Origin of the sequence: Micromonospora sp. NPDC048905 (assembly GCF_040649655.1) — a bacterium.
Taxonomy (GTDB): Bacteria; Actinomycetota; Actinomycetes; order Mycobacteriales; family Micromonosporaceae; genus Micromonospora.
Window position 1 is genome coordinate 525,811 of record NZ_JBEZFV010000003.1, and the last position, 19,605, is coordinate 545,415.

Genomic DNA, 19,605 nt, shown 5'->3' on the forward strand with positions numbered 1-19,605 from the left:
GCCGCAACCCGATCCGGAAAGTCAACTAGGAGCGCACAGACTTATGCCACCGAAGGCTCGTGCCGGAGCCGCTGTAAAGAAGGTCCGGCGCAAGGAACGCAAGAACGTCGCCCACGGGCAGGCGCACATCAAGAGCACGTTCAACAACACCATCGTGTCCATCACGGACCCGACCGGTGCGGTCATCTCCTGGGCCTCCGCTGGCCAGGTGGGCTTCAAGGGCTCCCGCAAGTCGACTCCGTTCGCCGCGCAGCTGGCCGCCGAGGCTGCCGCGCGTCGCGCCATGGAGCACGGCATGCGCAAGGTCGACGTGTTCGTCAAGGGCCCCGGCTCCGGCCGGGAAACCGCCATCCGTTCGCTGCAGGCCGTGGGCCTCGAGGTCGGCCAGATCGCCGACGTCACCCCGCAGCCGCACAACGGGTGCCGTCCGCCGAAGCGTCGCCGGGTCTGAGAGGTAGAGAGAGATGGCTCGTTACACCGGTGCAGACTGCCGCCGTTGCCGGCGGGAGAAGATGAAGCTGTTCCTCAAGGGCAGCAAGTGCGATGGTCCGAAGTGCCCGTTCGAGTCCCGGCCGTTCCCGCCCGGGCAGCACGGCCGCGGTCGCACGAAGGAGACGGAGTACCTGCTCCAGCTCCGCGAGAAGCAGAAGGCCCGTCGTGTCTACGGCGTGCTGGAGAAGCAGTTCCGCGGTTACTACGAGGAAGCCGTTGGCAAGCAGGCGAAGACCGGTGAGGTCCTCCTGCAGATCCTCGAGTCGCGGCTGGACAACGTCGTTTACCGGGCCGGCTACGCCCACTCGCGGGACATGGCCCGCCAGCTGGTCAAGCACGGTCACTTCACGGTGAACGGCAAGAAGGTCGACATCCCGTCGTACCGCGTCAAGGAGCACGACATCATCGAGGTTCGGGGCAAGAGCAAGGAGCTCACCCCGTTCGTCGTCGCGCAGGCTCAGGCCGGCTCGAAGACGGTTCCGGCGTGGCTTGAGGCCATCCCGAGCCAGATGAAGGTGCTCGTGCACTCCCTCCCGGCCCGGCAGGTCATCGACACGCAGGTCCAGGAACAGCTGATCGTCGAGCTCTACTCCAAGTAGTCCGAGCTCGTTCGGTGGCCCGCCCTTCGGGGCGGGCCACCGGAACAGTTTGTGTCGTGGGCGTCAAATAGCGGGCGCCCCGGAAGAGAAGAGAAAAGATGCTCATCAGTCAGCGGCCCTCCCTCTCCGAGGAGTCGATCAACGAGACCCGGTCGCGGTTCGCCATCGAGCCGCTCGAGCCGGGCTTCGGCTACACCCTGGGTAACTCGCTGCGGCGCACGCTGCTGTCGTCGATCCCGGGCGCGGCCGTCACCTCGATCAAGATCGACGGTGTCCTGCACGAGTTCACCACGATCCCCGGTGTCAAGGAGGACGTGGTCGAGCTCGTCATGAACATCAAGGAGCTGTGCGTCAGCTCCGAGCACGACGAGCCGGTCAGCATGTACCTGCGCAAGCAGGGCCCGGGCGACGTGACCGCGGGCGACATCCAGCCGCCGGCCGGCGTCTCGGTGCACAACCCGGATCTCAAGCTCGCCACCCTCAACGGCAAGGGCCGGCTCGACATGGAGCTGACCGTCGAGCGGGGCCGGGGCTACGTGACGGCGGCGCAGAACAAGCAGTCCGGCGCCGAGATCGGCCGTATCCCGGTCGACTCGATCTACTCGCCGGTGCTGAAGGTGACCTACCGCGTCGAGGCGACCCGTGTCGAGCAGCGCACCGACTTCGACCGGCTGATCATCGACGTCGAGACCAAGCCGTCGATGGGTCCGCGTACCGCGCTGGCCTCCGCCGGTTCGACGCTTGTCGAGCTGTTCGGGCTGGCCCGGGAGCTGGACGAGACCGCCGAGGGCATCGACATCGGGCCGTCCCCGCAGGACGCCCAGCTGGCGGCGGACCTGGCCCTGCCGATCGAGGAGCTGGACCTCACCGTCCGCTCCTACAACTGCCTCAAGCGCGAGGGCATCAACTCCGTTGGTGAGCTCATCGGGCGTACCGAGGCCGACCTCCTCGACATTCGCAACTTCGGTCAGAAGTCGATCGACGAGGTCAAGATGAAGCTCGCCGGGATGGGTCTCGGGCTGAAGGACTCGGCTCCGAACTTCGACCCGGCGCACGTCGTGGACACCTTCGGCGAGGCCGACTACGACACCGACGACTACCGCGAGACCGAGCAGCTCTAGTCCGCGCTGCCGCCACAACTGAGGAGCACCAAAAATGCCCACGCCCACCAAGGGCCCCCGCCTCGGCGGCAGCCCCTCGCACGAGCGGCTGATGCTCGCCAACCTGGCGACCGCGCTGTTCCAGCACGGCAAGATCCAGACCACCGAGACGAAGGCCCGTCGGCTGCGTCCGCTGGCCGAGCAGCTCATCACCAAGGCCAAGCGCGGTGACCTCGCCTCGCGGCGGCGGGTGCTGGGTGTCGTCAAGGACAAGGACGTGGTCTACGCCCTGTTCGACCAGATCGCGCCCCGGTACTCCAACCGCCCCGGCGGTTACACCCGGATCGTGAAGACCGGTCCGCGCAAGGGTGACAACGCGCCGATGGCCATCATCGAGCTGGTGGAGGAGCTTCAGGTCGCCGAGCCCAAGGTGAACAAGAAGACCGCCTCCCGCAAGGCCGCGCAGCAGGACAAGGTCGAGGCGCTCGCCCCGGCCGAGGAGACCCCGCAGTCGGCGTCGACCGACCAGGACTCCGAGGCGCCGGTGTCGGCGTCCGGTGACACCGACGCCGCCCGCGAGGACAGCGACGAGGCCACCGAGAACAAGGCCTGATCAAGGGCAACGTCGGGCCCGGCACCCCTCACGGGGTGCCGGGCTCGATCCGTAACAGGAGGTACGAGGTGGACGAGCGGATCCGGCTGCGGCTGGACGTCTCGTACGACGGCACGGACTTCTCCGGCTGGGCCGCCCAGCCGACCCGGCGCACCGTCGCGGGTGTGCTCGTCGAGACCCTGGACCTGGTCCTCGGCGCCGGCGCGGTCACCGGGCTGACGGTGGCCGGGCGTACCGACGCGGGAGTCCACGCCACCGGGCAGGTCTGCCACCTGGATCTGCTGGTCGACGTGTGGCGGCAGCACGAGGGGCGGCTGCTGCGTCGCCTGGCCCGGCTGCTCCCCACCGACGTGCGCGTCCGGGCGATGACCGAGGTGCCCGCCGACTTCGACGCCCGGTTCTCGGCGACCTTCCGGCGCTACGAGTACCGGGTCACCGATGCGCCCTTCGGCGCGGAGCCGCTGCGCCGGCACGAGGTGCTGGCCTGGCCGAAGCCGTTGGACCTGGCGGCGCTGAACGCCGCCGCGGCCGGGCTGGTGGGGGAGCACGACTTCGCCGCGTACTGCCGGCGCAAGGAGAACGCGACCACGTTGCGCGAGGTGACCCGGCTGGACTGGCGCCGTGATCCGGACGGCATCCTGGTCGCCACCGTGCAGGCCGACGCGTTCTGCCAGGCGATGGTGCGCAGCCTGGTGGGGGCGATGCTGGTGGCCGGGGACGGTCGCCGCCCGGTCGAGTGGCCGGGCAGTCTGCTCACCCGTCAGGACCGCTCCAGCGAGGTGACTGTGGCTCCCGCGCGTGGGCTGACCCTGGTCGCCGTCGGCTACCCCGCCGATCCGTCCGAGTACGCCCGCCGGGCCGACCTCACCCGTCGACTGCGGGTCCCGGTCGAGGGCTGACCGCCGAGGGGTGGCGGGCCTCACTCCCCGGGCAGCTCGCCGTCGGCGCTGGCGGCGGTGGATTCCGGTGTCGGCTGGGCGGCGGTGCCACCGTCGGCCCGCTGTTGCAGGACGCCCCGGCTGAGGTGCAGCTCGATCATGTCGAACAGGATCTCGCGGACCGTGGTGTCGCCCGCCTTGATCGCTGCACCGTCCGCGCGGACGACAAGCGCGTACGCCAGGTAGTGGCCGCGTACCTGCCAGCCGACCCGGGCGGGGGCGCTGGTCAGCACGTCGGTGCCGTCGCCGTCGCCGGCGGTGAGGCCACGGAACCGGCCCTTCCGCTCGTCGAGGAGAGGGCGGATCCGGTCCCGGGCCCGTTCCGCGCTGACCTTGTCGGTGAGGTTGAAGAGCCCGGCGGTGACCAGGTGGTCGCCGTCGGGCGTCCGCAGTGTGGCCCGGACGACCTGGTTGCAGCCGAGGAGGGCCAGCAGGTCGGCGACCTCACCGGTGGCGGCGACGGCGCAGCTTCCGCTGGACTGCGTCTTGAGCACCTGGTAACTCGGCTGGCCGTCGGTGAGTGTCAGCTCCTTGCCGGGGAAGAGTTCCTTGGCGGTGAGCGGGGCCTGGTCGGATTCCCGGGAGTCGAGTGCCGGTCGTTCCGGTCCGGCGGTTGCCGGGACGTAGTTCGGCTGATTCGTCGGGTTGGCCGCCGGTTCCCCGTCGCGCTCGTCGAGCAGCGCGGCGGCGCCGAGGCCGCAGAGTGCGAGCAGCACCAGGACGGCCGCACCGCCGATCAGCACCTGCCACAGCCGGCCATTCCCGCGCCCGGCTCCGGGCTGCGCGGCGGTGGCGGAGGTGTAGACCTGGCTGCGGGGCTCCTCGGGCGCGATGTGGGCACGGGTCGGCGCCGGCTGCGTCGACGGCAGTGCGAGCTGGTTCGCGCGGGGGAGCGACGGAGTGGGGAAGCGGGACGGAGAGGGCCCGGCCGGCGGGGGCGGACCGGCGCCGAACACCGACAGGTCGGACCCGGGCTCCGGGTACTCCTCGAAAGCGTCCTCATCGGACTCGTACCGATACACCATGTCGCCCAGAGTAGGAGCGATTGTCCCTTTAGGGGGTAATATCGGGTAAATGTGTGCGTGGGTCGCGTCATGGCCGGCCCGGACCGGTGCGAGAATTGCCGGCGTGACCGGCGACCACTACTTCAGCGCTCAGCCCGCCAGCGACGCTCCGCCGCGCGAGGTCGAGTTCTCCGTCGCCGACCGCGACTACCGGCTCGCCTCGGCCGGCGGCGTCTTCTCCGCCAGCCGCCTCGACCCGGGCACCGCCGTACTCCTGCGCAAGGCCGAGCTGCCCGCGGCCGACACCGCCGGCGACCTGCTCGACCTCGGCTGCGGTTTCGGCCCGATCGCGTGCGTGCTGGCCGACCTGGCACCGGCGAGCACGGTCTGGGCTGTCGACGTCAACGCCCGCGCCCGCGAGCTGACCGCCGCCAACGCGGCCCGGATCGGAGCCGCCGACCGGGTCCGGGTCCACGCCCCGGAAGACGTGCCGGCCGACACCCGGTTCGCCCAGATCTGGTCCAACCCACCCATTCGGATCGGCAAGGACGAGCTGCACGAGCTGCTGCTGCGCTGGCTGCCCCGACTCGCACCGGACGGCGTCGGCTGGCTGGTCGTCGCCCGTCACCTCGGTGGCGACTCGCTGCAACGCTGGCTCACCGAGCAGAGCTGGCAGGTCGAGCGGTACGCCAGCCAGAAGGGCTTCCGGGTGCTGCGGCTCACCCGGTAATTGGATGTCCCTCCCGCCCTCACTGGGGCAGGATCCCGGCGTGGGATACGTGGATGTGGCAGCGGTCGGGCACGTTCTGCCCGACGGTCGGGAACTCTTCGCCGACGTGTCGTTCCGGGTGGGTGAGGGCAGCAAGGTCGCCCTGGTCGGGCCGAACGGCGCGGGGAAGACGACCCTGTTGCGGATGGTCGCCGGTGACCTGCCGGTGCGCAGCGGCGCCGTCGCGCGGGCCGGTGGCCTGGGCGTGATGCGGCAGTTCATCGGCATGATCGGCGACGAGTCGACGCTCGCCGACCTGGCATTGTCCCTGGCCCCGCCGTCGTTGCGCGACGCCGGCCGCCGACTCGCCGAGACCGAGGCGGCCATGCGGGCGGCCGAGGCCCACGGCAAGTTCAGCAACGCCGCGGGCAAGGCCCAGTTGGCGTACGCCGGCGCGCTCGGCGCCTGGGGCGAGGCCGGCGGGTACGACGCCGAGGTGCTCTTCGACACCGTCGCGACGATCGTGCTCGGCCAGCCCTGGGACGCCGTCCGGGACCGACCGGTGCGCACCCTCTCCGGGGGCCAGCAGAAGCGGTTCGCGTTGGAGCTGCTGCTGCGCGGCCCGGACGAGGTCCTGCTGCTCGACGAACCGGACAACTTCCTCGACGTACCCGGCAAACGCTGGCTGGAGGCGCGACTGCGCGAGTCGACGAAGTCGGTGCTCTACGTCTCGCACGACCGCGAGCTGCTGGCCCAGAGCGCCGATCGGGTGGTGGCCGTCGAGGGTGGCAGCGCCTGGGTGCACCCGAGCGGCTTCGCGAGCTGGTACGAGGCTCGGGTGGCTCGACACGCCCGCCTCGACGAGCTGCGTCGACGCTGGGACGAGGAGCATCAGAAGCTGCGCGAGCTGATGCTGATGTACAAGCAGAAGGCCGCGTACAACGACGGGTTGGCTTCGCGCTACCAGGCCGCGCAGACCCGGCTGCGCAAGTTCGAGGAGGCCGGGCCGCCGCCCGTACCCCCGAAGGACCAGGACATCCGGATGCGGCTGAGCGGCGGGCGGACCGGCAAGCGCGCGGTCGTCTGCGAGCAGTTGGAGCTCGACGGCCTGACCTTCCCCTTCGACCTGGAGATCTGGTACGGCGACCGGCTGGCGGTGCTCGGTGCCAACGGCACCGGCAAGTCGCACTTCCTGCGGCTGCTGGCCCGGGGTGGCACCGACCCCGACCCGGCCAACGGGCCGGTCGACGGGGCGGGCGCGCTCGCGCCGGTGGCACACGACGGTACGGCCCGCCTGGGCGCCCGGGTCCGCCCCGGGCACTTCTCCCAGACCCACGACCGACCGGAGCTGATGTCGAAGACGCTCGTCGAGATCCTCTGGCGGGGCGACGAGCACCGCACCGGGATGGATCGGCAGGCGGCGATGGGGGTGCTCAGCCGCTACGAGTTGGCCGCCCAGGGCGACCAGCGCTTCGGCACGCTCTCCGGTGGTCAACAGGCCCGGTTCCTGGTGCTGCTGCTGGAACTGTCCGGAGCGACGCTGCTGCTGCTCGACGAGCCCACCGACAACCTCGACCTGGCCAGCGCGGAGGCCCTCGAAGCAGGCCTGAACGCGTTCGAGGGGACGGTGATCGCGGTCACCCACGACCGCTGGTTCACCCGCTCCTTCGACAGGTTCGTGCTGTTCCGAGGCGACAGCGAGGTGGTGGAGACCCCGGAGCCGGTCTGGGACGTGGGCTGAGCGGTCCGTGGGTCCGCCGCGGCCGACCGGCATAGGGTGGATCACGTGACTGACATGACCTATCGCCGGCTGGGCGACTCCGGGCTCGTTGTGTCCGTGGTCGGCATCGGCTGCAACAACTTCGGCCGCAAGCTCGACCTCGACGGCACCCGCGCGGTGGTGGACGCCGCCCTGGACGCCGGGATCACCCTGTTCGACACCGCCGACATCTACGGCGAGCCGCAGGGCAGTTCCGAGGAGTTGCTCGGGCAGGCGCTCAAGGGCCGCCGGGACGACGTGGTGGTGGCCACCAAGTTCGGCATGGACATGAACGGCCTGAACGGGCCGGACTTCGGCGCCCGGGGTGCCCGGCGCTACATCGCCCGTGCCGTCGAGGCGTCGCTGCGCCGGCTCGGCACCGACCACATCGACCTCTACCAGATGCACGAGCCCGACCCGGGCACCCCGATCGACGAGACCCTCGCCGCCCTGGACGACCTGGTCCGCGACGGCAAGGTGCGCTACCTGGGCAACTCCAACTTCGCCGGCTGGCAGATCGCCGACGCGGACTGGGTGGCCTCGTCCAACGGCCGGTCCCGCTTCATCAGCGCGCAGAACCACTACAGCCTGCTGGAGCGCTCGGTCGAGACCGAGATCATCCCGGCCTGTGAGCGGTTCGGCCTCGGCATGCTGCCGTTCTTCCCGCTCGCCAACGGGCTGCTCACCGGCAAGTACAAGCGCTCGGGTCAGCCGCCGGCCGGCAGCCGGCTCTCCGGCGGAGGCCGGTACGCGGAGCGGCTCGCCGCGGCCGACTGGGACACCATCGAGGCGATCGAGGCGTACGCGGCCGAGCGGGGTGTGAGCATGCTCCAGGTGGCGATCGGTGGGCTGGCCGCCCAGCCGGCGGTGACCTCGGTGATCGCCGGTGCCACCACGCCGGAGCAGGTACGCGCCAACGCCGCCGCCGGCACCTGGGAGCCCAGCGACGAGGACCTGGCGGCACTGCGCGCCATCCTCTGAGCCGCCTCCTGATCAGACGCAACCGGGCCGGGCCGCTCGTCGCGGCCCGGCCCGGTTGGTGAAACGCCTGTCGGTCAGTCGCTCGGCGTGGCGGTGCGGCGGCGGCCGAACAGCATGGCCACCCCCATCGCGCCGGCGACGAGGACCAGGCCGGCCGCCGCGTACAGCCACCAGCCGGCACCCGCCCCACCGCCGTCAGTCGGCTCGTTGACCGCCACCGGCTTGGGCGCCGGCGGAGACTGCGCGGCACGGGCCTGCACCGTAGCGGTGGCCTTGGCCGGCAGGGGAGCCGGCGAGTTCACCGTCACCTTCCACGTGCCGGCGCTGAGCACCTTTCCGCTGCTGTAGAAGCCCTGCCCCTCGGGCTGCGGCTCCAACTGCACCGGGCCGACCTTCTGCCCGTCCGGGCCGGTGGCGGTGAGCACCAACCGCACCACCCGGTCCAGCCGTCGGCCATCGGCGTAGGTGGCCTGGATGGTGACTCCCTCGGCCCCGTCGCCGGCCACCGTCAGCTTGAGTGTGTCGGCCCGGGCGGCCGCCGGGGCAGCGGACAACAGGGTCAGGGCCAGCCCGGCGAACACGGCGGCCAGCACCTTGCGGATAACCGTCACGGACATCTCCTCGACTACGAATGAGGGAGGCCCCTCCCCGACGCCGAAGCGTCGGGGAGGGGCCTCGTCGGATCAGAGCTGGCGACCGGGTGCCAACCGGGTGGCATCGCCACCGAGCCGCCCGGTGCCCTTGACCGGTTCGCCGTCGTTCGCCTTGACGCCGGCCTTGCTGGCCGCGCCGCCGAGACGAACGATCATCGCGTCGGTGTCCCGCACCAGGACATCCCTGACCTCCGCCTCAGCCACCAGGGTGGCGTCGGCGGCGAGCGTGCGGAACGCGGTCAACTGCTTGATCGCCTTGTTGTCGTTGCCGGCAGCCTCGGCCTGACGGGCCGCGTCGAGCTTCGCCGTCAACTGCTTGTGCGCCTTGGCCGAGAGCCGACCCGTCGCCTTGAACCGGTCCAGCAGGTTCTGCATGTCCCGGAACGAGGTGGTGACGAAGAAACGGACCGCCGAGGTGGTCTCATTGCCCGCCTTGTCGGTCGCGGTCACCGTCAGCTCGTGCAGGCCGAGCGGCAGCTCGTACATGGCCTGCAGGGTGCCGCTGGTGTACGCCTGACCGTCCAACGTGCCGACCACCGCGGCGATGCCCGAGGTCGGGTCGACAGCCTGCCAGGACACCCGAACGTCCTGGCTGTCTCCGTAGAGCTGGCCGTCGGCGATCCCGGACACCAGCAGCGTCGGCTTGGTGCCGTCGATGCGCACCACCGCCGACTTGAGCGTCTCGACGTTGCCGGCCTTGTCGGTCGAACGGAACAGCAGCTCGTGCTGCCCGTCACCGGTCACCTCGACCGGCGTCGTGTACGGCGTCCACGCGCCACCGTCCAGCGACCACTCCACCGTCTTCACGCCGGAACCGGCGTCGGTCGAGGTCAGCACGACGGGGATCGTCCCGTCGTGCCAGCCGGCGTCGTTCGCCGGAGCGAACGTCGCCGAGGTCACCGGCGCGGTGGCGTCGATCTTGGCGGAGACCGTCTTCGTCTCCTCCACGTTGCCGGCCTTGTCGGTCGAGCGGAACCGAAGCTCGTGCTCGCCGTCGCCGGTGATGGCCACCGGTGCGGTGTACGCCGTCCAGGTGGTGGCCCCGTCCAGCTGGTACTCGGTGGTGGCGAGACCGCTACCGCCGGCCTCGTCGGCACCGGTGAGCGTGACCGTCACCGGCCCGGTGTACCACCCGTCGGTCGGGGTGCCGGAAACCGCAGCCGTCGTGACCGGAGCGGTCTCGTCGGCCACCTTCGTGCTGAGCCGGAAGTAGTCGAACGAGGCGGTCTTCGACGCCGTCTGGTTGGCGCCGAGGGTGAACAGACCGACCTTCGGGGTGGCCCCCACCGCGCTGTTGGTCAGTGCCTCCAACGCGGTCCAGGTCGTCCCGTCCGCCGAGTACGACGCGGTGAACGTGTTGCCCGTGCGGGCCAGCCGCAGGTGCCACACGGCCGAGGTGAGGCTTGTCGCCTCCGGCTGCGGGGTCTGCACCACCCCGGCGATCTCGCTGCGGAACTCGATCCGCCGCGTCACCGCCTGGCCGGCCTGGTTGTCCGCGATGAAGTCGAACTTGACGTAGTTGTCGTCGTCCGCCTGCACGAGCAGACCGGCCTGCTGGTACTGCTCGTTCAGCAGGCTGCCGTCGACCTTCGTCTCCAGGGTCCAGTCGCCGGTCGGCGCGGTCTGGAGGATGAAGTTCTTCGGCCCGGTGTTGTCGGTGCCGTAGATGTCACCGTTGGGCACGTCGATCCGCAGCGCGCCTCCGGAGACCCGGTAACCAGCGGGGTCTTCCCGCGTGACGGCGTCCCACCGGCACTTGTCCAGCGAGCTGCCGGTGAACTCGTCCGACGGCTCGACCGGGCCGGCCGGAGCGTCCGGCGTGACCACGAACGAGTCGAAGGCCGCGTCCACAACAGGTGCCTCGGTGCCACCGTTGAGGGCGAAGACCCCGATCCGCGGGTTGGTGATGCCGGCGAGCGCGGCCGAACGGCCAACCGGGGTGAAGGTCTGCCCGTCGCCCGAGGCGGACGCGGTCAGGTTCGTCCCGTCGCTGGTGATCCGCAGGTACACGGTGTCACCCGCCGGTGCGTTGGTGGCGTCGGCGGCCTCGTTGCGCGGCGTGGCGGCCGTCTCCCGGATGAACTCCACCCGGCGGCTGCCGTTGTACAGCAGGTCCACCTTGGCGTAGTTGTCGTCGTCGCCGTACACCAGCAGGCCGGCCTGCTGGTAGTTGGCCGTGACCGGCAGGGTGACCTTGGTGGTCATCTCCCAGGCGCCGGTCGGAGCCGCCTGGAGCACCAGGTTGGTGGCGTCGTTGCGAGCCCCGTAGAGGTCACCCACCCCGGTGGGCAGCCGCAGCGCGCCCCCACTGAGCGAGTAGAGCTGGTTCTCCCGAACCACGCTGGTCCAGCGGGCCTTGTCGAGGCTGTTGCCGTTGAAGTCGTCCGAACGCGCCCCGAAGCAGGACGTGTCCGGAGCGTCCACCCGCACCGGCACCGTGGCGTACGCCTTGGCGCCCTTGCTGTCGGTCACCGTGAGGGTGGCCGTGAAGGTGCCCGGGTTGGTGTAGGTGTGGCTGGCGTCCAGGGTGGTCGCCGAGCCGCCGTCACCGAAGTCCCAGGCGTACGTCAACGGGGTGTTGCCCTCGGCGTCGGTGGCCGTGCCGTCGAAGGCGACGGTGACCGGCGCGGTGCCGGTGGCCGGGGTGGCCGTGGCACTGACCGCAGGCGGCGCGTTCTCGGTGACACCGCGGCCGACGAAGTCCATCCAGTTGACGTTGAACAGCGAACCCGTTCCGCCGTTCGGGTCGCGGGCCACGAAGTACAGCGAACCGCTCGCGGCACCGGTGACCGGCGCGCTCACGTCCGTGTACGTCTGCCACGCCCCGGTCGACGGCACGACGGCCGTGGCGACCACCGGTCCGTCAACCGCACCGGCGCGGACCTCGATCCGACCGCCAGCGGCGGCCGAGGCGGCCCGGAACCGGATCTCGGTGATGTTGGTCAGGTCCGCCGGAGCGACCGACCACCAGTCACCGTCCTCGATGAACGCGATGCTCTGGCCGCCACCCGCGGTGTCGGCCCCGGCCTCCCGCTGCACGCCGGCGTCTCCGCCGCCGGTGCTCACCGGCGTCCGCCCGGTGGCGGTGAAGTACTCGGCCTGCTTCTGCTTGGGCTGCAGGATCTCGATCTGCCGACCGGTGAGCGCACCGGCGCCGCCGGCACCACCCTCGTCGGTGTAGGTGGCCTCGAAGACCGCGAAGACGTTCGCCTCGGCGCCGTGCCCGGAGGCGAGCGACGTCTGGACGGTGCCGGTGCAGCCGGTGTGCTGCTCCAGCGGGTGGGCGTGCTCGTCGTGACCGAGCAGCACCTGGAGGTTCACCTTGGCGCAGTCGATCTGCCCGTCCTCGGGGTCGGTCACCTTGATCGTGTACTTGACCTGGTCACCCCAGTTGAAGAAACCACCGTCCGGCGGGAACTCGATGGTGACCGTCGGTGCGGTGTTGCCCACGGTGACCGGCACGTTGGCCACCGCGGTACGGCCCTTCGGGTTGGTCACGGTGAGCTGGGCGGTGTAGTTGCCCGCCGTCGCGTAGGTGTGCGTCGGGTTCGCCTCGGTGGAGGTCTGCCCGTCGCCGAAGGCCCAGGCGTAGGTGAGCGCCCCACCGTCCGGGTCCCGGGAGCCGGCGCTGGAGAACGTGACGGTCAACGGCGCCGGACCCGAGGTGGGGTTGGCGGACGCCGCCGCGATCGGCGCGCGGTCACCGGCGGTGTAGTCGATCCGGTAGATGCCGGAGTTGTCGTTGTTGCCGCCGAAGCCGCTGCCCCACTCGATCAGGTACAACGCGCCGTCCGGGCCGAACTCGAAGTCCATCGGCCGGATCATGCTCATGCCGGTCAGCAACTGGTTGATGTCCACCAACGACTTGCCGTCGGCGGTCACCTGCATCGTGTACATCTTGTTCTGGTTCCACTCGCCGAGCAGCGCCTTGCCGTCGTAGTAGGCCGGCCACTTGCGGGTGGAGTTGAGGTTGGGGTCGTACCGGTAGGCCGGGCCGCCCATCGGCGCGCCACCGCCACCGATCTCCGGGTACCGCGCGTCACCGGCGTAGCCGTAGTCGACGGTGGCCGGGACGACCGGTGGGAGGTTGGTCAGGCCGGTGTTGTTCGGCGAGTTGTTCACCGGCGCCGCGCAGTCGAACTTGTCGCCGCTCGGACCGGACGGGAACGTGTAGTCGTTGTAGGCCTCGTTCGTCCCCGTGCAGTACGGCCAGCCGTAGTTGCCGGGGGTGACGATGTTCCACTCGACCAGACCGCGGGGGCCACGGGTCGGGTTGTTCGCGTTGGCGTCCGGTCCGTAGTCACCGACGTAGAGCGTGTCGGTCTTCGGGTCGGTGCCGATCCGGAACGGGTTGCGGAAGCCCATCGCGTAGATCTCGGGACGGGTCTTCTCGGTGCCCGGTGCGAAGAGGTTGCCCGTCGGAACGGTGTACGTCCCGTCGTCCTCCGGGTGGATCCGGATCACCTTGCCGCGCAGGTCGTTGGTGTTCGCCGACGTGCGCTGCGAGTCGTAGTCCTGGCGGCCCGGTCGCTCGTCGAGCGGCGAGTACGCGTTCGACTCGAACGGGTTGGTGTTGTCACCGGTGGCCAGGTAGAGGTTGCCGGCGCTGTCGAAGGTCATGCTGCCGCCCGCGTGGCAGCAGGTGTTGCGCTGCGTGTCGACCCGCAGCACCTGCTTCTCGCTCGCCAGGTCGATGGTGTCGCCGGTCACCGTGAACCGGGACAGCAGGTTGCGGGTGACGTTGTCGTTCGGGGCGTAGTAGAGATACACCCACTTGTTGGTGGCGAAGTCCGGGTCGAGCCGGATGCCGATCAGGCCGTCCTCGTTGCCGGTGAAGACGTCCAGGTCGACGGCGGTGACGGTGTTGCCGGTGTCCGGCTTGATGATCTGCACCCGGCCGTCGCGCTCGATGTAGAAGACCCGCCCGTCGGGGGCGATGTCCAGCTCCATCGGGTTGCTGGTGTTGCTGTCCAGGGCGATCTTCTCGAAGTTCGAGGTCTTCGTGGCGCCGCAGTCGGCGTCCTCGACACCGGCTGCGGTGCGGATGCCGCCGAGCAGGTGGGACAGGAACTCGGGCTCGGCGAACGACTCCCGGGTGTGTCCGCCACCGGTGTACCAGGAGCGACCGCCGTCGAAGTCCTGACACCAGGAGGTCGGGTGGTCGGCGCCCATCGCGCCCGCGCCCGGGGTGTAGCTCTTCTCGTCCAGGCTGGCCAGCACGTGCACGTCCGGCCGCGGGTTGGTCTGGAAGTTGTACCACTCGTCGAACCGGGACCAGCGGTCCGGCAGCTCGGCCGTGGACGGGTGGGCGTGGTCCTCCACCTTCACCGTGGCCTGCTGGTTCTGCGGGTGGTTGGCGAAGTACGCGCCGACCAGGTCGCCGTACCAGGCCCAGCTGTACTCGGTGTCCGAGGCGGCGTGGATGCCGACGTAACCGCCGCCGGCCTTCACGTAGCGCTCGAACGCCGCCTGCTGCTCGGCGTTGAGGACGTCACCGGTGGTGGAGAGCCAGATCACGGCCTTGTACTTCGCGAGGTTGGCGTCGCTGAACGCGGCACCGTCCTCGGAGGCGTCCACGGTGAAGCCGTTGGTGGCGCCGAGCTGTTGGATGGCGGCGACACCGGTGGGGATGGAGTCGTGCCGGAAGCCGGCGGTCTTGGAGAAGACCAGGACCGAGAAGGGATCGTCGGCGGCCTTCTGGGGCGCCTTGGGTGCCACCTGGGTGACCGGGGTTCCGGCCGCTGCCTCCCGTGGGGGGACCTGTGCGGCGGCCGGCGCGGCCTGCGCGGGCGTGCCGAACAGGCTCGTCGAGGCGAGAGCAAGGGAGATGAGGGTTGCGGTGATTGGTACGCGGGCACGACGAGAACGGGACACGCCGCCTCCTGTGTCGTAGTGACGGAGATCGCGGGAGTCGGCACGCCGAAGGCCGTCCCTGATGGAGCCGGTGGTCACACCGTGCCAAGGTGCCCCCACCGACATTTTGTCGAATCGCTAAACAAATTAATTCGACTGGCTCGATGTCCGGCAAGATGCCGGCGGGTAACGGTTCTGCAACGGCAGGCGACATTCCGAACAGGACCGCATGAACCGCCACACAGATCTAGCTCGATTCGGTGCGTTCCGGCCCACCGGCCGCCGCCGAACCTCGCCTTGGCAGACCGACGGATCTGTCGTACGGTGACACGCAAGTAACCCACGGGAGCCCGGTGTACCGGGCTGAGAGGGGGGCTGACAGCCCCCGACCGTCGAACCTGATCCGGATAATGCCGGCGCAGGGAGGAGAGTTGCCGTGCCGTCCCTGGGGCGACTGCATCTGATCACCGACACCCGACCCGGTCGGGACCCGCTCACCGTGGTCCGGGCCGCCCTCACGGTGGCCCGCGCCGACCTGGTCGTGCAGGTCCGGGTCGAGGACTCCGCCACCGACCGCGAGGCGTACGAGTTGGCCCGGCGGGTGCTGGCGCTCTGCCTGTCGTACGAGGCGACTTGCCTGGTCAACGACCGGCTGCACGTGGCGCTGGCGGTGGGCGCGGCCGGCGGACACATCGGAGCGGACGACCTCCCGGTGGCCGCCGCCCGTCGGGTGCTCGGCCCCACCGGTGTGCTGGGAGCCACTGCCCGCGCGCCGGAGACGGCAACCGAGGCCGTCGCGGCGGGCGCCACCTACCTGGGTGTCGGCCCGTGCCACCCCACCAGCACCAAGTCCGGCCTGCCGGACCCGATCGGGCCGACCGGGGTCCGCGCCGTGGCCGACGCCGTCGACGTGCCGGTCATCGCGATCGGTGGCGTGACCGCCGCGCGGGTGCCGGAGCTGCGGGCCGCCGGGGCGTACGGGGTGGCCGTGGTCGGTGCGGTGTCCGCCGCCGCCGACCCGGCGCGTGCGACCGCCACGCTGATCGAGGCCCTGACGTGCTGACCGGCCGGTTCCCGTCGGCGCCGTCGATCGACCGGACCCGGCCGGACGTGGCGGTGGTCGGGGCGGGGCCGATCGGGCTGGCGATCGCCTGGCGCTGCGCCGCCCGTGGGCTACGGGTGGTGGTGCACGATCCGGCACCCGGCTCGGGGGCGTCGGCGGTGGCCGCCGGCATGCTCGCCCCGGTCGCCGAGGCGTACTTCGGTGAGCGGCAACTGACCGAGCTGCTGCTGGCGTCCGCCGCCCGCTGGCCAACCTTCACCGAGGAGTTGGCCGACGCGACAGGCGCCGACATCGGCTACCGCACCGAGGGCACCCTGCTGGTCGGGTTGACCGGCGACGACCTGGCCGAGGCGCGCCGGCTGTGGGCGTACCAGCAGGGGTTGGGCCTGCCGGTGACCCCACTGCGCCCCAGCGAGCTGCGCGACCGCGAACCGGCGCTCGCCCCCCGGGTGCGCGGCGGCGCGCTCGCGCCCACCGACCACCAGGTCGACCCCCGGCTGCTGGTGCCGGCGCTGCGCACGGCCGCGCAGCGGGCCGGCGCGGCGCTGGTGCCGCACGGTGTCCGACACCTGTCCGACGTGGACGCGGGCGTCACGGTTGTCGCCGCCGGCTGCGGGTCCGCCGCACTCACCGGCCTGCCCGTGCGGCAGGTGAAGGGCCAGATCCTCCGGCTCCGCGCGCCCGGCGGCGTCGCGCCGGGCTTCCGGCACGTGATCCGGGGGTACGCCGACGGCGAGCACGTCTACCTGGTGCCCCGCGCCGACGGTGAGGTCGTCCTCGGCGCGACGGTCGAGGAACGGTCGGACACCACGGTCACCGCCGGCGCCGTGCAGCGGCTGCTCCGCGCCGGGGTGGACCTGCTGCCCGAACTGGCCGAGTACGACCTGGTCGAGGCGGTCGCCGGGCTGCGCCCAGGTACCCCGGACAACGCGCCGATCCTCGGGCCCCTGCCCGGCCGGCCGGACGTGCTGGCCGCCACCGGTCACCACCGGCACGGCATCGTGCTCACCCCGATCACCGCCGACCTGATCGCGGACCTGGCGCTCACCGGCGTACCCGATCCGCTGCTCGCGCCCTTCCGGCCGGACCGGTTCGCCGGCGCGGCGGCGGACGGCGGACCCGAACCGACGATGAAGGGGGACCTGTGGAGTTGACGGTGAACGGGGCCGGACGAAGCGTCCCGGCTGAGATGTCCGTGGCTGACCTGGTCGGTGTCGTCGCCCCGCAACCCCGGGGGGTGGCCGTCGCGGTGAACGGCGAGGTGGTGCCCCGGGCAGGCTGGGCGACCACGGCGCTGCGCGACGGCGACCGCGTCGAGGTGCTCACCGCGGCGCAGGGCGGGTGACGGGCGTGTCGTTCGAGCTGGGTGGGGAGACGTTCACCTCACGGCTGATCCTCGGCACCGGTGGTGCCGCCAACCTGCACGTGCTGGAGCAGGCCATCCGGGCGTCCGGCACCGAGCTGGTCACCCTGGCCCTGCGCCGGGTGGACACTGCCCCGGGCACCGCTGGCGGGCTGCTGGACCTGCTGGACCGCTGCGGGGTACGGCTGCTGCCCAACACCGCCGGCTGTTATACGGCGACCGAGGCGGTGAAGGTGGCCCGGCTGGCCCGGGACGCGTTCGACACCGACTGGGTGAAGCTGGAGGTGATCGGCGACGAGCGGACGCTGCTGCCCGACGGGATCGAGTTGCTCCGCGCCGCCGAGGAACTGGTCGCCGACGGCTTCACCGTGCTGCCGTACACGAGCGACGACCCGGTGCTCGCCCGCCGTCTCGCCGACGTGGGCTGTGCCGCGGTGATGCCGGCCGGCTCGCCGATCGGCTCGGGGCTGGGCATCGGCAACCCGCACCACATCCGGCTCATCCGCCAGGGTGTCGACGTGCCGGTGATCCTCGACGCCGGCATCGGCACCGCCTCCGACGCGGCCCTGGCCATGGAGTTGGGCTGCGACGGGGTGCTGCTGGCCAGCGCGGTGACCCGGGCCGCGGACCCGGTGGCGATGGCCACCGCGATGCGGTACGCGGTCGAGGCGGGCCGGCTCGCGGCCGGCGCCGGCCGGATCGAGCGCCGCTTCCACGCGCTCGCCTCCACCCCCGACGAGGGAAGACCCGACCTGTGACCGGCCCGCCGCCACCCGCAGGCCCACTGCCGCCGGGAGGCCCGCTGCCGCCCGCAGGCGCGCTGCCGCCGGGAGATCTTGGAAGCAAAGTGCCCCTGGAGGGGCCGATTCCTTCCAAGATCTCGTTGGGGACCGTGCCGTCGGGGGTTGTCGTTCTGACCGATCGTCGGCTGGTTGCTCGCGGTGGGATTGAGCGGGTTGTTGCGGGTGCGGTGGCCGGGGGAGTGCGTTGGGTGGTGCTGCGCGAGATGGACCTGCCCCGCGTCGAGCGCGCCGCCCTCGCCGCCGGCCTGCGCGCGATCCTGGCCGACGTCGGCGGGACCCTCGTCGTGGCCGGCCCCGACCCGCTCGGCGGCGACGCCGTCCACCTGCCCGCCGCCGGCCCGTACCCGCCGCCGACCCACCGCCTGGTCGGCCGCTCCTGCCACGACGAAACCGAACTGAACCGCCTGACCACCGAAAAATACGCCACCATCTCCCCGATCTGGCCCACCAAGACCAAACCGGGTTACGGCCCACCCCTGGGACCGGACGGCCTACGGAAGCTGACCAGGATCAGCCCCGTCCCGGTACTGGCGCTGGGCGGCCTCGAAACCCCAGAACAGGTAACCGCCTGCGTAGAGGCAGGAGCCGCAGGGGTGGCAGTGCTGGGCGCAATCATGCGAGCAAAAGACCCCGCCGAAACAGCCACCGCCCTGACCAGCGCCTATGTCGAGGCGGTCACCCCAAAGCTGACCCAAACCCGGCGCGGGGTCACCCAGGTCTCCACGTCAGGGCTGCGGCTGACCGTGCCCACGCAGGGATCAAGCCTGACCGCCCGGAGTGGGCACGGTCGGCCGCAGCCCCCAACCGCAACCAGCAACGGTCCGCCGCAGCCCGCAACCGCAACCAAGAACGGCCAGCCCCCAACCGCAACCAAGGAGGAGAAGTGACCCCAACCACCATCCTCACCATCGCCGGCTCAGACTCCGGCGGCGGCGCGGGCATCCAGGCCGACCTCAAGGTCTTCGCGGCGCTGGGCGCGTACGGCACGAGCGTCCTCACCGCGGTCACCGCGCAGAACACCCGTGGTGTCGACGCCGTGCTGCCGCTGCCGCCGCGCACTGTCGTCGAGCAACTGGAGAGCGTACTCACGGATTTCACCGTGCGCGCGGTCAAGACGGGGATGCTCGGCACCCCGGCGGTCGCCGACGCGGTGGCCGAGGCTGCCCGGGACGGTCGGCTGCCTCAGCTCGTCGTCGATCCGGTGCTGGTCGCCACCAGTGGACACCGGCTCGGTGTGGTGGGTGCGGTGGAGCGGCTGCTGCCGTACGCGAGGGTGGCGACGCCGAACTGCGCGGAGGCCGCGGCCATCACCGGACGCCCGGTGGACGACGTGGCCGGGATGGTCGTGGCCGCCGAGGCTCTGGTGGCCGGCGGCCCGGAGTACGTCGTGGTCACCGGCGGTGACCTGGACGGCGGCGAGGCGGTCGACGTGCTGCACGGCGGCGGGGTGACGACGCTGCTGCGCGCCCCCCGGGTGGACACCCGGCACACGCACGGCACCGGGTGTTCGTTCTCGGCGGCGATCGCCGTGCGGCTCGCGCTGGGCGATCCGGTGCCGGCGGCGGTAGAGGCCGCGAAAAAGTACGTGCTCCGTGCGCTGACCGGCGCACGGAGTTGGGAGCTGGGCGCGGGGCGTGGACCGCTGGACCACTTCGGCTGGTCCGCTTGATCACCA

Annotated in this window: 16 protein-coding genes, 1 pseudogene and 1 riboswitch; of the genes and pseudogenes, 14 read left to right on the top strand and 3 right to left on the bottom strand. The window is 71.2% G+C overall.

Features of this window, described 5'->3' with window-relative positions:
• The first annotated feature begins 43 nt into the window (after window positions 1-43).
• The 5 genes from rpsK (at window position 44) to truA (ending at window position 3,703) form a co-directional block, all read left to right on the top strand.
• The gene (gene rpsK, locus AB0C01_RS10740; RefSeq protein ID WP_030329919.1) at window positions 44-451 is read left to right on the top strand and encodes a 30S ribosomal protein S11; all 408 of its coding nucleotides are present in this window, start codon (window positions 44-46) and stop codon (window positions 449-451) included.
• A gap of 13 nt (window positions 452-464) precedes the next feature.
• Window positions 465-1,091, top strand: coding sequence for a 30S ribosomal protein S4 (gene rpsD / locus AB0C01_RS10745; protein ID WP_007465229.1), 627 nt, complete (start codon window positions 465-467; stop codon window positions 1,089-1,091).
• A 98-nt stretch (window positions 1,092-1,189) separates the two neighbouring features.
• Entirely contained in the window at window positions 1,190-2,212 is a 1,023-nt protein-coding gene (locus AB0C01_RS10750; protein WP_007465227.1) for a DNA-directed RNA polymerase subunit alpha, read from the top strand.
• Window positions 2,213-2,246: 34 nt separating this feature from the next.
• Window positions 2,247-2,804: a 50S ribosomal protein L17 gene (gene rplQ / locus AB0C01_RS10755; RefSeq protein ID WP_357253560.1), complete on the top strand. Its 558-nt coding sequence runs from the start codon at window positions 2,247-2,249 to the stop codon at window positions 2,802-2,804.
• 68 nt (window positions 2,805-2,872) lie between these two features.
• Window positions 2,873-3,703 carry a tRNA pseudouridine(38-40) synthase TruA gene (gene truA, locus AB0C01_RS10760; protein ID WP_357570906.1) on the top strand — a complete coding sequence of 277 codons (831 nt, stop codon included), beginning with the start codon at window positions 2,873-2,875 and terminating at the stop codon, window positions 3,701-3,703.
• A gap of 20 nt (window positions 3,704-3,723) precedes the next feature.
• Here truA and AB0C01_RS10765 read toward each other — a convergent pair whose 3' ends face one another.
• On the bottom strand, window positions 3,724-4,767 hold the full coding sequence (locus AB0C01_RS10765; protein WP_357570907.1) for a hypothetical protein: 1,044 nt from the start codon (window positions 4,765-4,767) through the stop codon (window positions 3,724-3,726).
• Window positions 4,768-4,870: 103 nt separating this feature from the next.
• On the opposite strand from AB0C01_RS10765, the gene AB0C01_RS10770 reads away from it, so the two are divergent.
• The 3 genes from AB0C01_RS10770 to AB0C01_RS10780 are packed head-to-tail and all read left to right on the top strand — an operon-like array spanning window position 4,871 to window position 8,195.
• Window positions 4,871-5,476 carry a methyltransferase gene (locus AB0C01_RS10770; RefSeq protein ID WP_357570908.1) on the top strand — a complete coding sequence of 202 codons (606 nt, stop codon included), beginning with the start codon at window positions 4,871-4,873 and terminating at the stop codon, window positions 5,474-5,476.
• Between the two features lie 40 nt (window positions 5,477-5,516).
• Window positions 5,517-7,196: an ATP-binding cassette domain-containing protein gene (locus AB0C01_RS10775; protein WP_357253552.1), complete on the top strand. Its 1,680-nt coding sequence runs from the start codon at window positions 5,517-5,519 to the stop codon at window positions 7,194-7,196.
• 54 nt (window positions 7,197-7,250) lie between these two features.
• A complete protein-coding gene (locus tag AB0C01_RS10780; protein WP_357253705.1) occupies window positions 7,251-8,195 on the top strand; it encodes an aldo/keto reductase in 945 nt (314 codons plus the stop codon).
• Window positions 8,196-8,269: 74 nt separating this feature from the next.
• Here the strand turns inward: AB0C01_RS10780 and AB0C01_RS10785 are convergent, their stop codons facing one another.
• Together AB0C01_RS10785 and AB0C01_RS10790 are read right to left on the bottom strand one after the other, a co-directional pair.
• Window positions 8,270-8,806 carry a hypothetical protein gene (locus AB0C01_RS10785; RefSeq protein WP_357570909.1) on the bottom strand — a complete coding sequence of 179 codons (537 nt, stop codon included), beginning with the start codon at window positions 8,804-8,806 and terminating at the stop codon, window positions 8,270-8,272.
• A 72-nt stretch (window positions 8,807-8,878) separates the two neighbouring features.
• Window positions 8,879-14,722: a ThuA domain-containing protein gene (locus AB0C01_RS10790; protein WP_357570910.1), complete on the bottom strand. Its 5,844-nt coding sequence runs from the start codon at window positions 14,720-14,722 to the stop codon at window positions 8,879-8,881.
• A 311-nt stretch (window positions 14,723-15,033) separates the two neighbouring features.
• Window positions 15,034-15,143: riboswitch (TPP riboswitch) on the top strand.
• Between AB0C01_RS10790 and thiE the strand changes: the two genes are divergently transcribed.
• The 6 genes and pseudogenes from thiE to thiD all read left to right on the top strand — a co-directional run bounded on the left by thiE (window position 15,138) and on the right by thiD (window position 19,599).
• Complete coding sequence (thiE, locus tag AB0C01_RS10795; RefSeq protein ID WP_357570911.1) at window positions 15,138-15,764, top strand: thiamine phosphate synthase; 627 nt, start codon at window positions 15,138-15,140, stop codon at window positions 15,762-15,764. Its footprint overlaps the riboswitch before it by 6 nt.
• On the top strand, window positions 15,761-16,918 hold the full coding sequence (gene thiO / locus AB0C01_RS10800) for a glycine oxidase ThiO (RefSeq protein WP_357570959.1): 1,158 nt from the start codon (window positions 15,761-15,763) through the stop codon (window positions 16,916-16,918). The genes thiE and thiO overlap by 4 nt, the downstream gene beginning before the upstream one ends.
• The gene (gene thiS / locus AB0C01_RS10805; RefSeq protein WP_357253544.1) at window positions 16,909-17,109 is read left to right on the top strand and encodes a sulfur carrier protein ThiS; all 201 of its coding nucleotides are present in this window, start codon (window positions 16,909-16,911) and stop codon (window positions 17,107-17,109) included. Before thiO ends, thiS begins: the two co-directional genes overlap by 10 nt.
• Window positions 17,106-17,885: a thiazole synthase gene (locus AB0C01_RS10810; protein WP_357253542.1), complete on the top strand. Its 780-nt coding sequence runs from the start codon at window positions 17,106-17,108 to the stop codon at window positions 17,883-17,885. The genes thiS and AB0C01_RS10810 overlap by 4 nt, the downstream gene beginning before the upstream one ends.
• A 125-nt stretch (window positions 17,886-18,010) precedes the next feature.
• A pseudogene (locus AB0C01_RS10815) lies at window positions 18,011-18,562 on the top strand (thiamine phosphate synthase); the annotation flags it as partial.
• A gap of 251 nt (window positions 18,563-18,813) precedes the next feature.
• A complete protein-coding gene (gene thiD / locus AB0C01_RS10820; protein ID WP_357570912.1) occupies window positions 18,814-19,599 on the top strand; it encodes a bifunctional hydroxymethylpyrimidine kinase/phosphomethylpyrimidine kinase in 786 nt (261 codons plus the stop codon).
• The last annotated feature ends 6 nt before the right edge of the window (window positions 19,600-19,605 follow it).

What these genes read in the sequence shown, in the direction of transcription:
- rpsK (WP_030329919.1), top strand. Translation starts at nt 44, where the DNA reads ATGCCACCGAAGGCTCGTGCCGGAGCCGCTGTAAAGAAGGTCCGGCGC.
- AB0C01_RS10750 (WP_007465227.1), top strand. Translation starts at nt 1,190, where the DNA reads ATGCTCATCAGTCAGCGGCCCTCCCTCTCCGAGGAGTCGATCAACGAG.
- AB0C01_RS10780 (WP_357253705.1), top strand. Translation starts at nt 7,251, where the DNA reads ATGACCTATCGCCGGCTGGGCGACTCCGGGCTCGTTGTGTCCGTGGTC.
- rplQ (WP_357253560.1), top strand. Translation starts at nt 2,247, where the DNA reads ATGCCCACGCCCACCAAGGGCCCCCGCCTCGGCGGCAGCCCCTCGCAC.
- AB0C01_RS10765 (WP_357570907.1), bottom strand. Translation starts at nt 4,767, where the DNA reads ATGGTGTATCGGTACGAGTCCGATGAGGACGCTTTCGAGGAGTACCCG.
- rpsD (WP_007465229.1), top strand. Translation starts at nt 465, where the DNA reads ATGGCTCGTTACACCGGTGCAGACTGCCGCCGTTGCCGGCGGGAGAAG.